An 18,477-nucleotide genomic window follows, 5' to 3' on the forward strand; every position below is an offset into this window, starting at 1 on the left:
ACACCGGGTATCATCTGATATTCATCCGTTTAGCTAACACTTGTTCAAGCACACAATATCTATATTATATGAAATCGGCTGCTTCAAGTCTAACGGTCTTCCTATTTCTTGCAATTACCGGGAATATCTTTCTGCAACCTGCCGACAATGTGATATACTATTTGATTGGATATGTAAATCATTTCACGATACATCGGGGGAATACAGATTATGAATCACTCAAGCGACGGTGGAAGGGCCTTGAATCATACGGATCGCAGAAGAACCGTCTGGCTCATCACCATCTTCGTCATCATAGCAGCAACAGGCCTTACCTACGTGAAGTGGTGGCCTTACTACGATAAAGCGCTCAAAGCTATTATGGAGCACAGCATCGGCTCTTCCATATTAGGCATGGACCCTGGCGGTGCCGCCCCTTCTTGGCAGGCAGCCTGGAATTATGCGCTCACCTATTTTAAAGCGGTTTGGAAAGCGGCGGTGCTCGGCATTCTGCTCGGGACTCTGGTCCAGTCGCTGCTGCCATCCCAATGGCTGCTTCGGGTCCTTGGCAAAACGACCTTCGGCAGCACGGCGATTGGAGGAATCGCCTCCATTCCGGGCATGATGTGCTCCTGCTGCGCCGCACCGATCGCGATCGGTCTGCGCAAGAAAAAGGTGTCGGTCGGCTCTGCTCTCGCGTTCTGGATCGGCAATCCAACCATCAATCCGGCGACGCTCGTCTTCATGACCTTTGTTTTATCATGGAAATTCACCGTGCTGCGATTGATCTTCGGCATCCTGCTAACCTTCGGCGTCAGCTACCTGGCAAACCGCTTCGCCAAGGAAGCGGATCCCGTGGAGATCGATGCGCCTCAGAGCACGGATCAAACCGATGAGCGTCCGCTGTGGAAACGCTGGTTAACCAGCATCGGGCAGATGCTGGTTCGGGTGGTCCCGGCTTACTTTATAGCCGTGCTGCTCCTTGGCGCCATGCAGGCATGGATGTTCCCGCATTTGGGAGCGGCAGCGGGGAACACGCTCTTGGCCGTCATCTTCTTCTCCGTGATGGGAATGCTGTTCGTCATTCCGACCGCGGCGGAAATCCCGATCATCCAGGCTTTTATGGCAGCAGGCCTGGGGGCGGGTCCGGCCGCGGCGCTGCTTCTGACACTGCCGGCTGTCAGTCTTCCGTCTCTGCTTATGGTGAGGCGTTCATTCCCTAAAAGAGTTTTGTGGTTTGTTACTGCCTCCGTCGTCCTGCTTGGGATTCTTTGCGGCGTGGCGGGAATGCTGATTCTGTAGGCAGGAACCACTTTTCCGTTTATATTTTCAATTTTTATTTTTTCTTAAGGTAAACCATAGGCTTATCTGGTAAAGTGATAAAAGAATGAACAACTCATTATTATATGCAGTCGAAGGGAGTCAATCATTACATGAAAGATAACGATTTGCAGCCAAACCATCCGGGACAGCCCGAGGATGATCAGGGACAAGCCCAAGAGAAAGAGAATAACCAACAAGATCAAAGCGGCTTGCCTCATGAAGAAGAAAGAATAGATTCCACCTATCCGGAGTCCGACGAGCTGTACAAGGATGAGAACGAACACCCAGCCGTTATGCATATGGGAGATCAACCGCATTACGATGAACAGCCACCTGCAGATGGCGGCGGCAACGGAAGCAAAGGCTGGATGATCGCGTCGCTGGTTTTGGCGGCTGCCTTAATCGTCGTCCTGATCGTACCTCCGTTTGCCAAGGGATCCGGCAATGAAGCTATAGCTAAAGTCAACGACGTTAACATTACCAAGGATAATCTGTACGATGAGCTTGTCAGCGTAGGCGGCAAACAAACGCTGAATTCCATGATCACGGAGGAATTGATCCAGCAGGAACTGAAGAACAAGTCCATTACGGTGACCGATGCCGATGTGAATAAAGAAGTGGATGCGCTGAAGGCCTCCTTCCCTTCCGAGGAACAATTCAATATGGCTCTGCAGCAAAACGGCATGACGCTCGACAACCTGAAGGAGCAGACCAAAACCCAGGTTGAGCTTAAAAAGCTGATGGCCGACAAAATCAAGGTAACCGACGAAGAAGTCAAAGAAGTGTATGACCAAAACAAAGAAAGCTTCGCAACGCCTGAGCAGGTTCGCGCTTCCCACATCCTGGTTGAGACCAAGGAAGAAGCCGAAGCCATCGTGAAGCAGCTGAAGGAAGGCGCTGACTTCGCAACGATTGCTAAAGAGAAAAACCAGGATGCAACCAAGGATACCGGCGGCGACCTGAATTTCTTCGGACGCGGCGAAATGGACCCCGCATTTGAAGAAGCGGCGTTCAAACTGAAGAAAGATGAAATCAGCGAACCGGTGAAGAGCTCCTTCGGATACCACATCATCAAGGTTACCGATCGTAAGGAAGCAACGAATCCTACCTTGGAAGACAAGAAGGAAGAAATCCGCAGCCAGCTTGAGAACCAGAAGGTCTATGCCGAATCCACAGCCTACATTCAAGAGCTGAAGGATAAAGCTACCATCACGAATACCCTGGAAGAAGCTCCTGCTGAAGCTCCAGCAGAAGCACCGGCAGATGCTACAGAGACACCTTAACACCTGCTGCACCTTGAACACCAGGCAAAGCCCCTACCCTCGCGGGACGGGGCTTTTTTTCACGCAAAATAAAAAGTTCTTTAAACCCCAAGCAAAACATGTTAGAATGTAAGCGTTATCAAATGTTGATCTTGGAAAAGGGGGAAGCAGAATGATGAAGCACGTATCGGAATCCCGCAACATGTATGAGGACTTCGTGGTGGAGACAGACATTCTGTTCTTTAAAACCGGATCGCACGGTTTGGTCAGCTTTCACGGCAGGAACTATAATATTAAAAAGAGAATGACTGCCGAAAAAATCGCATCCCTGCTGTCCGGTAAACAGTTCTATCATGTCGGCGGCAACTGCTACGTCAACGTAGACAAAATAACTACGGTAGAGCAAGGCATCGTTTATTTCGGGGAAAAGGCGCCTTCCGCTAAACATCTTCGCATTCCCAGATGGAAGCAGGAATCGCTGAAGCGCCTGGTTGCTGAAGTCAAACAGCCGGTTTGAGCGAGCAGCGGCGTATACCTTGAATCTGGCGCAGGACAAGAGAAGATCCCGTATCCGTTACATTCGGAGGCGGGATCTTCTTGCGTTGGCATGATTTTAGCAGCCCCTTTGTTCTTGGCGTCTGTTCTACATAGATACGTTAGCGACGCGGACGATTTCCTTCCCCAACGCGCTTCGGGTATATATGAATAACCCACATTATGGTAGTATCGAATAAAATCTTATGTACATTCAAAAAGGAGTGGTCATGCATCGAATCCTATTTTGATCCGCAATACCCGGAAGCGTTTGCTGCCTTTTCCGTTGAACATTGGATAGCCATTGGCATATGCATCATCCTTGGCCTGCTGCTGTACCTGTTCAGGACTGCCATCGCCTCCAAGCCTTCTCTGCAAAAGACCGTAAGATGGGGCCTGCTCGCTGCCCTTTCGTTGCCAGAAGCTTCCCTTCATGTCTGGTATGTGTCAACGGGAATATGGGATCCAGCCACTTCGCTTCCCTTGGAGTTGTGCAGTCTGACCCTGTTCCTCTCCATCGCCATCCTGCTTACGGATAAACGCCGCTTATACCCGCTGGTTTACTTTGCGGGAATCGGGGGAGCCCTGCAAGCTGTATTAACCCCTAATTTGGGATACCCTTTTCCGCACTTCCGGTTCTTTCATTTCTTTGTTGTCCATATCGCGATCATCATGACGGCATTGTATATGACATGGGTTCGGGGGTACCGTCCCACCTGGAAATCCATCGCCTGGACGATGGTCTTTCTTAACGTGTCCGCACTTTTAGTCGGTCTGGTCAACCTCGCTGTCGGTTCGAACTATATGTTCCTGATGCGCAAGCCGGATACGGCTTCGCTGCTCGATCTGCTGGGGCCGCATCCCGTTTATATTGTTGTAGAAGAGCTTATCGCGTTATCGCTGTTCATCCTCATGCATGTCGCCTTCTTCGTCATCCCGGATCGGATGAGGCGCAGCCGCCGACGCAAACACGAGCCGGCTTCCTTGTCTTCGACAGGCGGTTGAACAAGGCATCATACAAACATAAAGCGTATGGATCGTTAACACCCCTGTCGTTTCGGGCGCTTCCATCCATACGCTTTTTTAAGGAAGGGGCCCTTCCCCTAATTCTTAAGATACAAACGGGAGCTTGCCTCCCAAATCTCGCCCGGCGCCAAACCGAACAACCCGATCTCGTCCGCAGGCAAGTCCGTGTTCGGTGCATTAACCAGGTTGATCTGCGGTTCAGGACAGAAAAATTTGCGGGACGCCTTGCTGTTCCATACCATCCACTGCTTATACGAGTTGCCGACATCGTAAACGAATGTTTTGCCTAGCTTGGTATCCGTCAGCTCCATGCGGTTTCTGCCGTTTTGCGGAACGGCCGTATAATGGTTGTCCATCGAATCGAAATAGGGATTCACGCCGCTCGTGCGAAGCAGCTTTTCTTCTGCCGTCAGCGCTTGGAACTTGCCGGTCGGCAGCATCCGGTCGCTCATCTCCCACCGCTCGCCAATGGTGATTCTCACGACGCAATCATCCGCCGTGCTTTCCGGGGCAAAGGGAGCATTGATCGCCGTATGGAAGGCTAGCAGGCACGGCATGCTGCTGGTACCCTGATTCCGTATAAACACATGCTGAGCCAAGCCGTCCTGATTCAGCGTGTAGCGAAGCCGGAAGGTGAAGCGATGCGGAAGCATGGCGTACACCGGATGATGCTCGTCAACCGTGACGGAGACCACCACATAACTCTCAGCCTCGCTGCTGCCATAGTCCTCGACACTCCAAGGGGTCGTATGTAAAAAACCATGGAGGTGATTGCCCGTCTCTTCTTCATTTACCGGGAATTGATAGGTTTGTCCGTTCCAAGGAAACCGTCCGTCCTCATATCGGTTAGGCGGAAAGAGAACAGGAATGCCGTGAACGCCCGGACTGGCTTTGAACGCTTCCATTTCGTTCTCTTCTGGCTCGCGCAGGAACCGGTAACCGCTTACGTTATCCCTGAAAGCGATGAGATTGCCTCCGATTTCAGGCAATATCGCCGCTTCATAAGGGCCATGCTGGAGCCAAACCGCACGCTCTCCCTGATACGATCCTTCATACGCTTTGTGGTTCATCGGGTGATCTCTCCTCTCAAGTGTGAACGTATATAGATTATCATACCAGTGCCCTTACTTCTATATGTTCGGGGTAGACGGGCTGACCCATCCCCCCTCTCACGGCCGACCGGTTAAGACGAAAGTTTGGCCTTTGAAGCATTTGGCGGAATCGGAGCCTGGGCCGGCGATTCGTTAGCGGCCGGCTGCGCGGCCGAAGCCAGCTCCTCATCCAGTTCCCTGGCGTACTCGGTTCTCTGCTGTTCGCTCCAGCCCAGTACGGTAGCCATATAATTGATCACGGGCACCTTCCATTTTCTCGTCCAGTCGATATGAAACAAGAGAGACCCCGTGCGGCGGATAAAAAAGTCGGCCGGCTTCGATGCCATCTCATGCTCAATGGCATACATCAGCGGAACCAATACCGACACCGGAAGCGCCGATGCCTCCGCCTGATCGGAGCCTTCCTTGGCCAAGCGGAACAATTCCGCTGCGTTTGAGCCGTACATTCGCGCCCAGTGCTCGGCAAGCTTACGGTCAATTCCTTGCGCCGCGCCGATCTCCGTCTGCTTGCGGACAAAATCCGGGAATTGGCTGGAACCGCCAACCTGACCGCCGGAAATCGGCAGATTTTTCGTTACGCTGGCGCCATATGCCTTACCGCCGCTTTCTTGAATCCGTTTCGCTACCAGGTCAACGACGGTGTCCGCCATTTTCCGATACCCGGTCAGTTTCCCTCCCGCAATGGTGATCAGGCCGGAGGGGGATTCCCAAATTTCATCCTTGCGGGAAATTTCGGACGGGCTCTTGCCTTCCTCCAGAATCAGGGGCCGGACCCCGGCCCATCCCGATTCAACGTCTGCCGGACTTAGCTTTACGCCCGGAAACATATAATGGATGGCCTTCAAAATATAATCCCGGTCTTCCACCGTGATCAAGGGACGTACGGGATCCGCCTTATAAACCGTGTCGGTTGTGCCGACATAGGTTTTCCCGTCCCGGGGAATGGCAAACACCATCCTGCCGTCGGGCGTATCGAAGTAGACCGCCTGGCGAAGCGGGAACCTGGATTGGTCGATGACCAGATGAACCCCTTTGGTCAGCTGAAGCATCTTTCCCTTCCTGGACTTATCCATTTCGCGCACTTGGTCCACCCAAGGTCCGGCCGCATTTACGATTTTGGTGCCGGAGACGGACTTCACAGCGCCGCCGAGCATATCCCTTACCGTAACCCCGGTAATCCGCCCATTCGCATCATAATTCAGCGACTCCGCCTTGGCGTAGTTAAACAGAACCGCCCCTCTAGCGGCCGCCTCCTTCATGACCTCCAGCGTCAGCCTGGCGTCGTCCGTCCGGTATTCCACGTAATAGCCGCCGCCCTTCAGGCCCTCCTGCTTCAGAAGCGGCTCCCGCTTTAACGTCTCGGAGGCGGACAGCATGGATCGCCGTTCTCCCCGCTTCACGCCGGCCAGGAAATCATACACCATTAAACCGATGGAGGTACTAAACTTCCCGAAGGTGCCGCCCTGGTGTATCGGCAGCAGCATCCATTCCGGGGTCGTTACGTGCGGCCCGTTCTCGTACACCACGGCCCGTTCTTTGCCTACCTCCGCCACCATGCCGACTTCAAACTGCTTCAAATACCGCAGCCCGCCATGCACCAGCTTGGTGGAACGGCTGCTCGTTCCCGCCGCAAAATCCTGCATTTCCACCAGCAGCACCGACATGCCGCGCGTGACCGCATCCAGTGCAATCCCCGCACCGGTGATTCCGCCGCCGATCACGATCAGATCGTAGGTGCCCTCTGCTATACGTTGAAATCGATGCCCGCGGTCCAAACTTGAAAACGACTGTGACTGCTCCACATTGAATCCCTCCCAGTATGCTTTACCCTGTTTTTATCTATCGTTACCTTCCCCATGAAAAAAGACAGCAAAAAAGAGACCACGAACACGCGGTAACAACCCCATTACATGAGGTATCCGCGCCTAGTGGTCTCTCCAAGTCTCCAGACATCTATTCACTTATTGATCATTATACCATATAAAATGCTAATGAAAAGCCATTGCCGCATAAACGGCTTTTTTCCAGCCGCCGTATAATTGCTCTCTTGCGTTTTCCTCCATGGTTGGTGTGAAGCTCTGCCCCGTTCTCCACTTGCTGCATATCTCCTCCTGATCCTTCCAGAAGCCGACCGCGAGCCCTGCCAGGTAAGCTGCACCGAGCGCCGTAGTCTCCGTAATGTCCGGCACTTCCACCGGGACGTTCAGGATGTCGCTTTGGAATTCCATAAGAAAGGTGTTGGACACCGCTCCTCCATCCACCCGCAGGGATTCGATATGAAAGCCCGAATCCTCTTCCATCACGGAGAGCACATCGCGCGTTTGATACGCAAGCGACTCGAGGGTTGCACGGATAAAGTGCTCCTTCGACGTGCCTCGCGTCAGGCCGAAGACCGCCCCCCGCACATCGCTGTTCCAATACGGACTGCCAAGACCGACAAAAGCCGGCACCACATAGACGCCTTCGGTGGATTGGACCCGTCTTGCATAGGGCTCGCTGTCCTTGGCTTCGCGGAACATTCGAAGCCCGTCGCGCAGCCACTGTATCGCGGAGCCCGCCACGAAGACGCTGCCCTCAAGCGCGTATTGTACGCGGCCACCCAGTCCCCAGGCGATCGTGGTGATCAGCCCATGCTCGGATTGAACCGGCTTCTCGCCGGTATTCATCAGCATAAAGCTGCCTGTTCCGTAGGTCGTCTTCACCATGCCTTCGGAGAAGCAGGTCTGGCCGAACAGCGCCGCTTGCTGATCGCCGGCCGCTCCGGCAATCGGAACCTCTCGCCCGAAGAAGTGATAGGATGCCGTATTGGAATATATTTCGGATGACGGCCTGACCTCAGGCAGCATGGCCTTGGGGATGTCCAGCAGCTGCAGCAGCTCCTCATCCCATTTCAATTCGTGGATGTTATAGAACATCGTACGCGATGCGTTGGAATAATCGGTTACATGCACCTGGCCGCCCGACAGCTTCCAGATCAGCCAGGTGTCGATGGTCCCGAATATAATCTCTCCTCGCTTGGCCCGTTCGCGCGCGCCGTCCACATGATCGAGGATCCATTTGATCTTCGTTCCCGAGAAATAGGGATCGATCAGAAGTCCCGTCTTCTCCCTAACCGTCGCGTCATGGCCTGCTGCAATGAGCTCCTCGCATATGCCGGCCGTCTGGCGAGATTGCCATACGATGGCGGGATAGATCGGTTCACCGCTCTTGCGGTCCCATACCACGGCGGTCTCCCGCTGATTCGTAATTCCGATGCCGGCAATCTGCTCCGTCTTCACGCCTGCTTCGGATAAGCAAGTTGCAATGACCGCCAGAATCGAGCCCCATATTTCGTTGGCATTCTGCTCCACCCAACCGGGCTTCGGAAAATACTGCGGAAATTCCCTTTGAGCGGAGTGAACGATTTGCCCTTCGCGGTTAAACAGGATCGCGCGCGAGCTTGTCGTTCCTTGGTCAAGCGCCAGAATGTACTTCTCCAAGCATCTTCTCCCCTTTCTGCTTATGCATTTAACCAAAGATAACGTGCAGATGGAAACGTTGTCAAATCCATTATTCCATCAAAGAGAAGCCCAGCAGGTCCTGCAGCAGGACCGAAGCCGCACCCATCAGCTTGTCCTCCTCGCCCAGGGATGCCAAGCCGAAAACCATGTCATCCTTCAGAATCGGCATCGCATGCCGGTCGATATATACGCTGACCATGTCCAGCAATTCGGGATTTCCATGCGCCAAATCCCCGCCTAATATCAACGCCTCGGGATTAAACATGTTCACCAGGTTGACGATGGCCGCTCCCAAGTGCTCGGCCACTTCTTCATTCAGATCCCTCGCCAGCTTGTCCCCCTTGCGAAGGGCTTCCTTGAATACGGACGGAACAATTTTACTGTAATCCCCATCGCTGAGCTCCTGGATCAGCGTCGGCCTTCCCGTTGCGATCGCCGTAATAATGCGGGAATACACGGCAATCCAGCTAATATAACTGTCGAGGCAGCCTGCATTGCCGCATTCGCAGCGGATTCCGCTGCGATTCACGCTCGTATGCCCGAATTCCCCGGCACCGCCATGCTTGCCTCTTAGGAGATGATCGTTAATCAAAATACCGGAACCAAGCCCGTCCCCGATGGATATATAGATCAGATTCGCGAACGCGTAATCGCCGAACCGGCGTTCGGCAAGCACAACGGAATTCATGTCATTCTCAACCCAGGTCCGCATTCCGTAGCGGTCTTCAAATATCCGTTTCAATGGAACATTCGTCATCCGCAGTTTCGTGTTATAGTGCACGACGCCATGGCTGTCGCTCACAATGCCGGGGACGTTAATGGAAATACCGACGCACCGTTCCAGATCCTCTTGACCTGACATGAAATCATCCATCAGCTGCAGCAGCCGTTCGATAACCGCTTCTCCCTGGAGTCCGGCTATAGGGTGCGTTTCCTTCGCGAGCACCTTCGCCTCCAGATTCATCCGGGCCAGGATCATGACCGAATTCGTTATGCTTACGGCTAACAGGAAGTGATTATCCGGATTGAATTTAAGCAGTATGGGTTTTCTACCGCCGCTGGAGGAGCCTGTTCCAATTTCGGAAACGTAGCCTTCCCTGATCAGTTCTTGAACGGCCGATGCCACCGTGGAGGGACTCAGCTTGTTTTTTTTGGCCAGTTCGATTCTGGATATAGGGCCTTCCGTACGGATCTTGTTCAGCACCTTGGACCGGTTTAGCGCCTGGATCAGCTTGTGATTGCCTTTTTTCATATTGTTCAAGCAAGTTCAACCTTTCTATGGGTTCTTCATTGTAGTGCGACTTTCTGTATCGGAAAAATGAGGTTAGAACCACTATAACATTTTCAACAAGCGGATATAAACTTATTCCATCCATCGAAATAACATACGGCGTAAGATTTGATAATGACTCTCTCATATTGTGAAAAAAAGAATTTAAAAGGATTTGAAATCGCTATCTTGAAAAATAAACAAGGTAATTATATAATCTTTCGCAATAGAAGCTGGTTATTCTGTCAAGATAGATAGCATATGGATGTTAACTTTTTTCGACAATTGGAATAACTATCGCTTTTTATACTCAAACACAAAGGGGGCGCTTTGGGGGATCGATTCACTTCGAACAAGCCACACGACCAACCACGCTTGATCAAAAACCATGTGAATTCAAGGAGGGTTATTTGATGAAAAAAAGAATGTCTGTCCTGATTTCGGTACTGTTCGTGTTCTCCGCCCTGCTGTCCGCCTGCGGGGGCGGCAATGCCTCCGGAGGAGATAATGGCAAGAAGGTCATCAACGTTGCCCTGTGGGACGAAAATGTGCGGGACACGCTGGACAAATCCATCAAAATTTTCAATGAGAAGCACCCCAATGTACAAGTGAAGGTGACCTACACCCCATGGGCTGATTATTGGACCAAGCTTAAAACCAGCCTCGCCGGCAACAGCGGTCCCGACGTCTACTGGATGAACGGACCCAACTTTCACTCGTATGCCTCCTCCGGTCTGATCAAAGACCTGTCCCCCCTGATTGAGCAAAGCGGGCTCGACACCTCGGTTTATACCGAAGCGCTCGTCGATATGTACACCTATCAAGGCAAGCTTCACGGACTTCCTTACTTCCAGGATTCCGTAGGACTTTTCTACAACAAAGAACTATTTGACAAGGCCGGGCTGCCCTATCCGGACGATACCTGGACCTGGGAAACGGTAGAAGAGAACGCAGCCAAGCTGACGGATAAATCGAACGGAATCTACGGCTACATTACGCCGATCGACAGCCAAATCGGTTATTACAACTATATTGCCCAGGCCGGCGGATTCGTGATATCCGACGATAAAAAAACGTCCGGTTACGATACGCCGGAAGCTCTTTCGGCATTCAAATGGCAGCAGAGCCTGATTGAAAAAGGCTACTCTCCGAATGCGCAGCAGCAGCTTGAAACCAAGTCGCGCCAGCTGTTCGGATCGGGCAAAGCCGCCATGTTCCCGGGAATCTCCGTCAACTCTCCGGAACTGCACAAGCTGCTTGGCGACAAGCTGGGCGTCGCGGTTCTGCCCGCCGGAAAGGAAAAGGCGTCCATCGTCCATGGGCTCAGCTGGGCCATCAACGGCAAAACCAAGGTCGAGCAGGAGTCCTGGGAATTGATTCAGATTCTATCCGGCAAGGAAGGACAGGAATTGCTGGCCGACTCGGGCTTCTCGATGCCTGCTTACAAAGGCACGGAGGGAGGATGGCTGAAATCCATTCCTTCGCTTGATCTGCAAGTGTTCGTCGACAGCCTGGAGTTTGCCGTCCCGTATCCCGTATCCCAAAAAACCGCAGAGTGGCAGGACGCGGAAGTGAAGGAAATCCAGGCCGCTTTCCTCGGCAAGAAAACGTTTGAAGAGGCTTTGAAAAATGCCGGTGAGCAGATGAATGCCATCCTTGCGACGGAAACCAATTAACGAACAGCCCCTTCCAATACGAAACCTAAGAAAGGACGGTGCAGCCTGTGAGCTCTCCCATCACTGTGATCACGAAACCTCCTGAAACGACGGCCAAGCGAAAGGTCGGGAAACTTGCCTTTCACGAAGCCATGTGGGGATACATCTTCATTCTGCCTGTCGTGCTGGGCCTCGGTCTGTTCTACATGGCACCTTCCGCCGCCTCCCTGTTTCTGTCGTTTACTTCCTGGGACGGACTGACTGCCCCCCAATTCATCGGGCTCGATAACTTCGCGAATTTGATGAAGGACGACAAATTCACCGGCTCCATGCTGAACACGATGCTGTATACCATCGGTACGGTACCGTTATCCGTTGCACTGGCAACGGTGCTGGCGGTGCTGCTGAACCAGAAGATCAAGGGTATGGTCTTCTACCGCACGCTCTATTTCATTCCCGTCATCACCATGCCGATCGCGGTCGGCATGGTGTGGAAATGGTTGTACAATTCCGAATTCGGATTAATCAACCATGTGCTGGGCGTCATGAACCTGCCGCAGCCCAACTGGCTGTTTGACGAGAAATTCGCCTTGTTCTCCATCGTGCTTGTCAGCGTGTGGAGCAGCATCGGTTATAACGCCGTCATTCTGCTCTCGGGTCTGCAGGGCATCTCCGGCAGCTACTATGAAGCGGCTTCGCTTGACGGAGCGGGGACGCTGTATAAGTTCTTCCGGATTACGCTGCCTCTGCTCACGCCCAGTTTGTTCTTTGTCTTGGTCATGTCCTTCATCAATTCGTTCCAGGTGTTTGACCTGATCTTCATCATGATGGATCAGCAGACCACGATGCTCGAGTCCACCCGGACGGTGGTATACAGCATCTGGGAAGACGGATTCAAATACTTCAACATGGGGTACGCTTCGGCGCAAGCCTTCATTCTCTTTGTGGTCATTCTGATCATCACCATGGTTCAGATGTACATTCAGAAGCGCTGGGTCCATTACCAATAACAGGAGGTGCGTAGACGTGACTACTTCAACCCAAGCTGAAAAAGCAAGCCGCCTGGCGGTACACATCCTGTTAGCCGTCGGGGCGCTGCTCATGATCATGCCGTTTCTGTGGATGATCTCGACATCCTTCAAGTCCTTTGCCGACTCCATGTCCGTTCCGCCGAAATGGCTGCCTGTGGAATGGCATCCGGACAACTACCTTCGTGTCATCCAAACCATTGATTTCGGCACTTATTATTTGAACACCGTCATCGTGACGGTGGGTCGCACCGCGGGCCAGCTCATTCTGTGCTCGCTGGCAGCCTATGCTTTCGCCAGCTTGAGGTTCCCGTTCAAGAATGCCATTTTTCTCGCCCTCCTGGCCGTATTGATGGTACCTTCCCAAGTCGTTATGATTCCGAGCTTTGTCATCATGCGAGAGTTCAACTGGCTCGACACGTTTTACGTGCTCATCGTACCCGGCATATTCAGCGCCTTCGGCACGTTCTTGCTAAGACAGTTCTTCATGACGCTGCCGAAGGATCTGGAGGAAGCCGCCAAAATCGACGGCTGCAGTTATTTCCGAATTTACTGGAATATCTACTTGCCGTTATCCAAGGCCGCACTCGTCTCGCTGGCGATTTTCACCATCTTAGCCTCATGGAACGATCTGCTGTGGCCGCTCATTATGACGAGCTCCGAGGAGATGCGCGTCCTTTCGATCGGGATATCCAGCTTCCAGGGGCAGCATTCCACCGATTATCCGCTGCTGATGGCCGGGGCCTTGATGGCCACCCTTCCCATCATCATCCTGTTCATCTTCCTTCAGCGGTATTTCATTGAAGGCATAGCCATGAATGGGATCAAAGGATAATGCCTGCAGCAGCCCACCAAGTAAAAAAGGAGTGTACGATAAATGTTACACGTGTTAGTCATTGGGGCAGGCGCCATGGGAAAAACCCATACCGCCGCCTATGCCTCGATGCCGGGAGTGAAGCTTGCCGGCATCGCCGATATCCGGCTGGAGAAAGCGAGGCAGCTTGCGGACGAATATGAAGCAAGCGCCTATCGTTCGTTCGAAGCGGCGGTAGAGGATTTGGGTGCAGGGCAGATTGATGTCATCGACGTCTGCCTGCCAACCCCGCTTCACAAGGACTACGTTGTCAAAGCGGCGGACATCGGCAAGCATGTCATATGCGAGAAACCGCTGGCAAGAACCGAAGAAGACGCGCGATTCATGATCAACTACTGCCGTGATAAGGGCGTACGCTTGTTTGTCGGTCATGTGCTGCGCTTCTTCCCGGAATACGTGAAGGCCAAGTCGCTGCTCGATCAAGGCAGCATCGGCAAACCTGCCGTCATCCGGGCAGGCCGCGGCGGCGGTTATCCGATCGGCTGGAACCATTGGTACAGCGATTTTGGAGCGAGCGGCGGCATTACGCTGGATGCGATGATCCATGATTTTGATTACCTGCGCTGGTGCTTCGGAGAAGTTGAGCGCGTCTATGCCAAGGGGCTGAACGGCCGCCTCCAGGCTCAGCTGGATTATTCGCTGGTGACCCTTCGCTTCCGCAGCGGCGTCATCGCTCATGTGGAGGGCACCTGGGCCCATGACGGCTTCTCCATGAATTTGGAGATGGCGGGCACCAGCGGCATCATTGACTATGATAGTGCCAAGGACAGCCCGCTTCTCTTCAAATCGCGGAGCAGTGCCGCAACGATTCCCGGCGTCTCCGTTCCGGAAAGCCCGCTTGAACGAAGCCCCTATTACCGGGAACTGGAACACTTTATGTCGTGCATCCGCGATGGCAGCGAACCGCTGGTTTCCGCCGAAGACGCATATGAAGCGCTTCGCATCGCACTTGCCGCTTTAGCCTCCATGGCTGCAGGCGAGCCGGTGGTTATCGGGGACGCTGCGCTTACCCTCGCCTCGACATGAAAAAAACGCTATCGATGTATTTTCTGGAGAGCCCGCATCCTGCAGATTTTGCTGCTGGATAAGGAGGGCAAGCCTCTGCGGGATATACTTTCTTATCACTAAACAAGGAGAGAAAGCCATGAAATTGGGAGTGATCAGCTTTGCGCATATGCATGCGTTCAGTTATGCCAAAGCCCTTCTCGGAATTGAGGGCGTGGAGCTTGCCGGCATTGCCGACCCTGTAGAGGAGCGCGGCCGGAAATACGCCGAGTATTTCGAAACCGCCTATTATCGGGATTATCGCGAGCTGCTGGATCAAGGCTTGGACGGCGTCATCGTGACGTCCGAGAACGCGCATCATAAGGAGCACGTGCTGGCCGCCGCTGCGGCCGGGGTTCATGTGCTCTGCGAAAAACCGCTCTCGACCAACATACAGGATGCACAGGACATGATTGATGCCTGCAAAGCAAACGGCGTGCTGCTGCAAACGGCGTTCCCAGTGCGTTACAATACCACGGTCGTGCGGGCCAAGCAGATGATCGATGAGGGAAAACTAGGCCGCATTCTGGCCATGAAGGGAACCAACCGCGGACGCAATCCCGGCGGTTGGTTCATCGATCCGGAGCTCTCCGGCGGAGGAGCCGTCATTGACCATACCGTGCACGTCGCCGATATTATGCGCTGGATCACCGGTGCCGAGGTCAAGGAAGTGTACGCCGAGGTCGACCATCTCATCTCGGAAGCTCCGATTGATGACAGCGGCATCCTGACCATGGAATTCGACAATGGCGTATTTGCTACGCTGGATTGCAGCTGGTCCCGCAACAAGGAGTTCCCGACCTGGGGCGACGTCACCCTGGAAATCGTCGGTTCCGCCGGGACCCTCAGCGTCAATGCCACCAGCCAGAAACTGCACGTATACACCGATGAATCCGGATACCGCCATCAGGCTTGGGGTGACAGCATGGATGCCAGCCTGATCAGGGATTTCGTGGATGCCATCTCCTCCGGCGCCGCGGAGGCATCCGTTACCGGCGAGGACGGGCTTCAAGCGCTGGCCGTGGCCGTAGCCGCCTACCGATCGTCCGCAGACAAGGGAACGATCGCGATGTCGGAGCTGTGATTTGATAACCGGCACAGAAGTCGTTTTCTCGTCGTATACGAGAAGCCTTCTGTGCTTTTTCTCATAGCGGATCCGTGAATCCGGGCCCAAATGAATGCTTGAATAATATGGATGGCGGGGCTATAATCACGTGTGAGTAATCGAGTTACCGGAACTTGGAGCCAACATTTATACGATCGGGAGTGAAGCAACCTATGATTAAAGCAGGCGTGATGGGAGCGGGCGGCATGGGCGCCGTCCACATTAAAAATCTTCACGGGAACGAACATGTCCAGCTGGCCGCGATATGCGATACGAATGAAGCGTTAGCCAAACAGCAGGCCGAGCTTTACGGTGCGGCCTATTATACGGACGGCAGCACGATGCTGGAGCAGGAGCCGCTCGATGTGCTGTATGTCTGCATCCCGCCGTTCTGCCATGGCGACATTGAAGAGCAGGCAGCTGCCAAGGGCATTCACCTGATGGTGGAGAAGCCGCTGGGGCTGGACGTCGAGTCCGTTCGCCACAAAGCCAAAGTCATTGCTGAAAGCGGAATCATCGCCGCTTCCGGTTACTGCCTGCGGTACCTGGATACGGTGGCGATCGCCAAGGATTTTCTCAAGGACAAAAAAATCGGCATGGTCCGAGCCCACTATATCACAACGCCTGTGCCGACTCCATGGTGGCGCAAAAAGGCATTGTCCGGCGGGCAGCTGGTTGAGCAATCCACGCATACAATGGACTTGGTCCGTTACCTGTGCGGCGACATCACCCGCCTGTATGCCGATATGAAGCTGCTGCTGGTCAACGACATTCCGGATCTGGACATTCCGGATGTGGGCGCCATCCAATTCGTCCTCGATTCCGGAGCCGTCGGCCATATGCAAACCGGGTTTATCCAGTTCGATCACCGCAGCGGTATCGAGATCATGGGCCGGGATTTCCGGGTCGTCCTGGACGGAACCACGCTCACCATCGTAGACAAGGAGAAGGAAGTGGTGTACCGCAGCAAGACGGACTTTTACAAAAATCTTACCAATGCCTTTATTGACGCCATTCGGAGCAATGACCCGAGCCTGGTGCTGGCATCCTACGAAGACGGCTTCAAGACGCTGGAAGTAACGCTTGCCGCCAATGAATCCGCCGAGACCGGCCAACCTGTAACGATTCAGCCATAATGCAATAAGGGCGTTCTCGCGGTCTGCAGACTTTGAGGACGCCCTTTTACTTTTCGTTAAACAACAAGTTTCGTTCTGTTCATGCAGCGCAGTAAGCTGCCGCTTCCCTGTCAGAGGCCTCTTTCCGCTTGCGCTATCACTGGGAGCGTGAAGATGCCGGGTTCCACTCTTATAATCCAAGCGAAATGTATTTTACCTCCAGGAACTCCTCCATTCCGTAATGTCCGCCTTCCCGGCCGAGCCCGCTCTCCTTAAAGCCGCCGAACGGCGCTTGCGCTGTCGATGGCACCGGATCATTCACGCCTACAATCCCGTAATCCAACGATTCGGCAATGCGTACCGCTTCACCCAGATTTTGCGTAAATACATAGGCGGCCAAGCCATACGGACTGTTATTGGCACGCTGCACGGCTTCGTCTATCGTTTCGAAAGTGGTAATCGGCGCAAGGGGGCCGAAGGTCTCCTCGTTCATGCACTCCATGTCGTCCGTAGCGTTCATGATGACCGTGGGCTCCACATAATTGCGGCCGAGCTCGGGCAGGGCTTGACCGCCTGCCAAGACGATGCCGCCTTTCTCTTTCGCATCCTTGATCTGTCGTACGACTTTATCCACGGCTTCCCGATTAATCAAGGGACCGATATCGACCCCCTTCTCCATTCCGCTGCCCACCTTCAATTGCTTGACAAGCTCCGAAAACTTCGCAGCGAATTTCTCCGCGATCCCTGCCTGAACATAAACCCGGTTGGCACATACGCAGGTCTGTCCCCCGTTGCGGAACTTGGAAGAAATCAATCCCGCAGCCGCTTGATCCAGGTCCGCCTGATCGGTCACGATAAACGGGGCATGGCCGCCAAGCTCCAGCGATATTTTCTTGACGTTGGCCGACGCGCCGGCCATCAGCTGTTTCCCTACTTCGGTGGATCCCGTAAAAGACAGCTTTCTAACCCGGCTGTCCTCTTGCCACACGCCGGAAATGTCGCTTGAAGACCCGGTTACGATGTTAATGACCCCGGCTGGAATGCCGGCTTGATCCGCTAGCTCCACCAGCTTGATCGCCGTGAACGGCGTCTCGCCGGATGGTTTGATCACCACGGTGCACCCCGCCGCCAAGGCCGGCGCTACCTTACGTGTAATCATGGAGGCCGGGAAATTCCATGGCGTGATGGCGGCAACGACGCCAACAGGCTGCTTCGTGACAATGATGCGCTGGCGGCTGGATGATCCGGGGATGGTCTCGCCGTAGATTCGTTTGCCTTCTTCCGCGTACCATGCCACGAAACTGTTGGCATATTGAATCTCGCCCGCCGCTTCCTTCAGCGGTTTCCCCTGCTCCGTAGTCATAATCCTTGCCAATTCGTCCGTATGTTCCGCGATCAGCTCATGCCAGCGGCGCAGCAGCTCTCCCCGCTCGTTCGCCGTTCTGCGGGACCATGCCGGAAAAGCATCTGCGGCCGCATCGACGGCAAGCCGGGCTTCCTTCTTCCCGCCTTTGGATACGGTACCGATAACCGTGCCGTCCGCCGGGTTATATACATCCATCTGCTCCTCGGTCTGAATCCATTTTCCGGCGATATAGATTTGATTTTGAAACATAAGAATGACCTCCTAATCGATTCTTCTAAGCTGCG

Annotated in this window: 15 protein-coding genes; 10 read left to right on the plus strand and 5 right to left on the minus strand. The window is 53.7% G+C overall.

Annotated features, from left to right (window positions below; all coding sequences use genetic code 11):
• Window positions 1-210 precede the first annotated feature (210 nt).
• The 4 genes from MHI43_RS21740 to MHI43_RS21755 all read left to right on the plus strand — a co-directional run bounded on the left by MHI43_RS21740 (window position 211) and on the right by MHI43_RS21755 (window position 4,103).
• Window positions 211-1,281, plus strand: coding sequence for a permease (locus MHI43_RS21740; RefSeq protein WP_036664022.1), 1,071 nt, complete (start codon window positions 211-213; stop codon window positions 1,279-1,281).
• A 131-nt stretch (window positions 1,282-1,412) separates the two neighbouring features.
• A complete protein-coding gene (locus tag MHI43_RS21745; RefSeq protein ID WP_036664023.1) occupies window positions 1,413-2,585 on the plus strand; it encodes a peptidyl-prolyl cis-trans isomerase in 1,173 nt (390 codons plus the stop codon).
• Window positions 2,586-2,736: 151 nt separating this feature from the next.
• Window positions 2,737-3,081, plus strand: a complete 345-nt coding sequence (locus MHI43_RS21750; RefSeq protein WP_009590070.1) for a LytTR family transcriptional regulator DNA-binding domain-containing protein — start codon at window positions 2,737-2,739, stop codon at window positions 3,079-3,081.
• A gap of 200 nt (window positions 3,082-3,281) precedes the next feature.
• Window positions 3,282-4,103 (plus strand): TIGR02206 family membrane protein, encoded by an 822-nt coding sequence (locus MHI43_RS21755; RefSeq protein WP_051425381.1) that lies wholly within the window; start codon window positions 3,282-3,284, stop codon window positions 4,101-4,103.
• Between the two features lie 98 nt (window positions 4,104-4,201).
• Here MHI43_RS21755 and MHI43_RS21760 read toward each other — a convergent pair whose 3' ends face one another.
• From MHI43_RS21760 to MHI43_RS21775, 4 genes are all read right to left on the minus strand, one after another.
• On the minus strand, window positions 4,202-5,194 hold the full coding sequence (locus tag MHI43_RS21760) for an aldose 1-epimerase (protein ID WP_036664024.1): 993 nt from the start codon (window positions 5,192-5,194) through the stop codon (window positions 4,202-4,204).
• 113 nt (window positions 5,195-5,307) lie between these two features.
• Window positions 5,308-7,038 carry a glycerol-3-phosphate dehydrogenase/oxidase gene (locus MHI43_RS21765; RefSeq protein WP_036664025.1) on the minus strand — a complete coding sequence of 577 codons (1,731 nt, stop codon included), beginning with the start codon at window positions 7,036-7,038 and terminating at the stop codon, window positions 5,308-5,310.
• A 186-nt stretch (window positions 7,039-7,224) separates the two neighbouring features.
• The gene (gene glpK / locus MHI43_RS21770) at window positions 7,225-8,715 is read right to left on the minus strand and encodes a glycerol kinase GlpK (RefSeq protein WP_036664026.1); all 1,491 of its coding nucleotides are present in this window, start codon (window positions 8,713-8,715) and stop codon (window positions 7,225-7,227) included.
• 70 nt (window positions 8,716-8,785) lie between these two features.
• Entirely contained in the window at window positions 8,786-9,988 is a 1,203-nt protein-coding gene (locus MHI43_RS21775) for an ROK family transcriptional regulator (protein ID WP_036664037.1), read from the minus strand.
• 431 nt (window positions 9,989-10,419) lie between these two features.
• Between MHI43_RS21775 and MHI43_RS21780 the strand changes: the two genes are divergently transcribed.
• The 6 genes from MHI43_RS21780 to MHI43_RS21805 all read left to right on the plus strand — a co-directional run bounded on the left by MHI43_RS21780 (window position 10,420) and on the right by MHI43_RS21805 (window position 16,848).
• Window positions 10,420-11,682, plus strand: coding sequence for a sugar ABC transporter substrate-binding protein (locus MHI43_RS21780; RefSeq protein WP_015736414.1), 1,263 nt, complete (start codon window positions 10,420-10,422; stop codon window positions 11,680-11,682).
• Window positions 11,683-11,729: 47 nt separating this feature from the next.
• Window positions 11,730-12,671: a sugar ABC transporter permease gene (locus MHI43_RS21785; RefSeq protein ID WP_036664027.1), complete on the plus strand. Its 942-nt coding sequence runs from the start codon at window positions 11,730-11,732 to the stop codon at window positions 12,669-12,671.
• A gap of 16 nt (window positions 12,672-12,687) precedes the next feature.
• On the plus strand, window positions 12,688-13,524 hold the full coding sequence (locus tag MHI43_RS21790; protein WP_009589889.1) for a carbohydrate ABC transporter permease: 837 nt from the start codon (window positions 12,688-12,690) through the stop codon (window positions 13,522-13,524).
• Between the two features lie 42 nt (window positions 13,525-13,566).
• Complete coding sequence (locus MHI43_RS21795) at window positions 13,567-14,589, plus strand: Gfo/Idh/MocA family oxidoreductase (RefSeq protein WP_036664028.1); 1,023 nt, start codon at window positions 13,567-13,569, stop codon at window positions 14,587-14,589.
• 118 nt (window positions 14,590-14,707) lie between these two features.
• Window positions 14,708-15,691: a Gfo/Idh/MocA family oxidoreductase gene (locus tag MHI43_RS21800; RefSeq protein ID WP_036664029.1), complete on the plus strand. Its 984-nt coding sequence runs from the start codon at window positions 14,708-14,710 to the stop codon at window positions 15,689-15,691.
• A gap of 194 nt (window positions 15,692-15,885) precedes the next feature.
• A complete protein-coding gene (locus tag MHI43_RS21805) occupies window positions 15,886-16,848 on the plus strand; it encodes a Gfo/Idh/MocA family oxidoreductase (protein ID WP_251497380.1) in 963 nt (320 codons plus the stop codon).
• A 169-nt stretch (window positions 16,849-17,017) separates the two neighbouring features.
• Here MHI43_RS21805 and MHI43_RS21810 read toward each other — a convergent pair whose 3' ends face one another.
• A complete protein-coding gene (locus MHI43_RS21810; RefSeq protein ID WP_036664039.1) occupies window positions 17,018-18,442 on the minus strand; it encodes an NAD-dependent succinate-semialdehyde dehydrogenase in 1,425 nt (474 codons plus the stop codon).
• Window positions 18,443-18,477 lie beyond the last annotated feature (35 nt).

The organism is Paenibacillus sp. FSL H8-0457, from assembly GCF_038051935.1.
Lineage (GTDB): Bacteria > Bacillota > Bacilli > Paenibacillales > Paenibacillaceae > Paenibacillus_AQ > Paenibacillus_AQ lautus_A.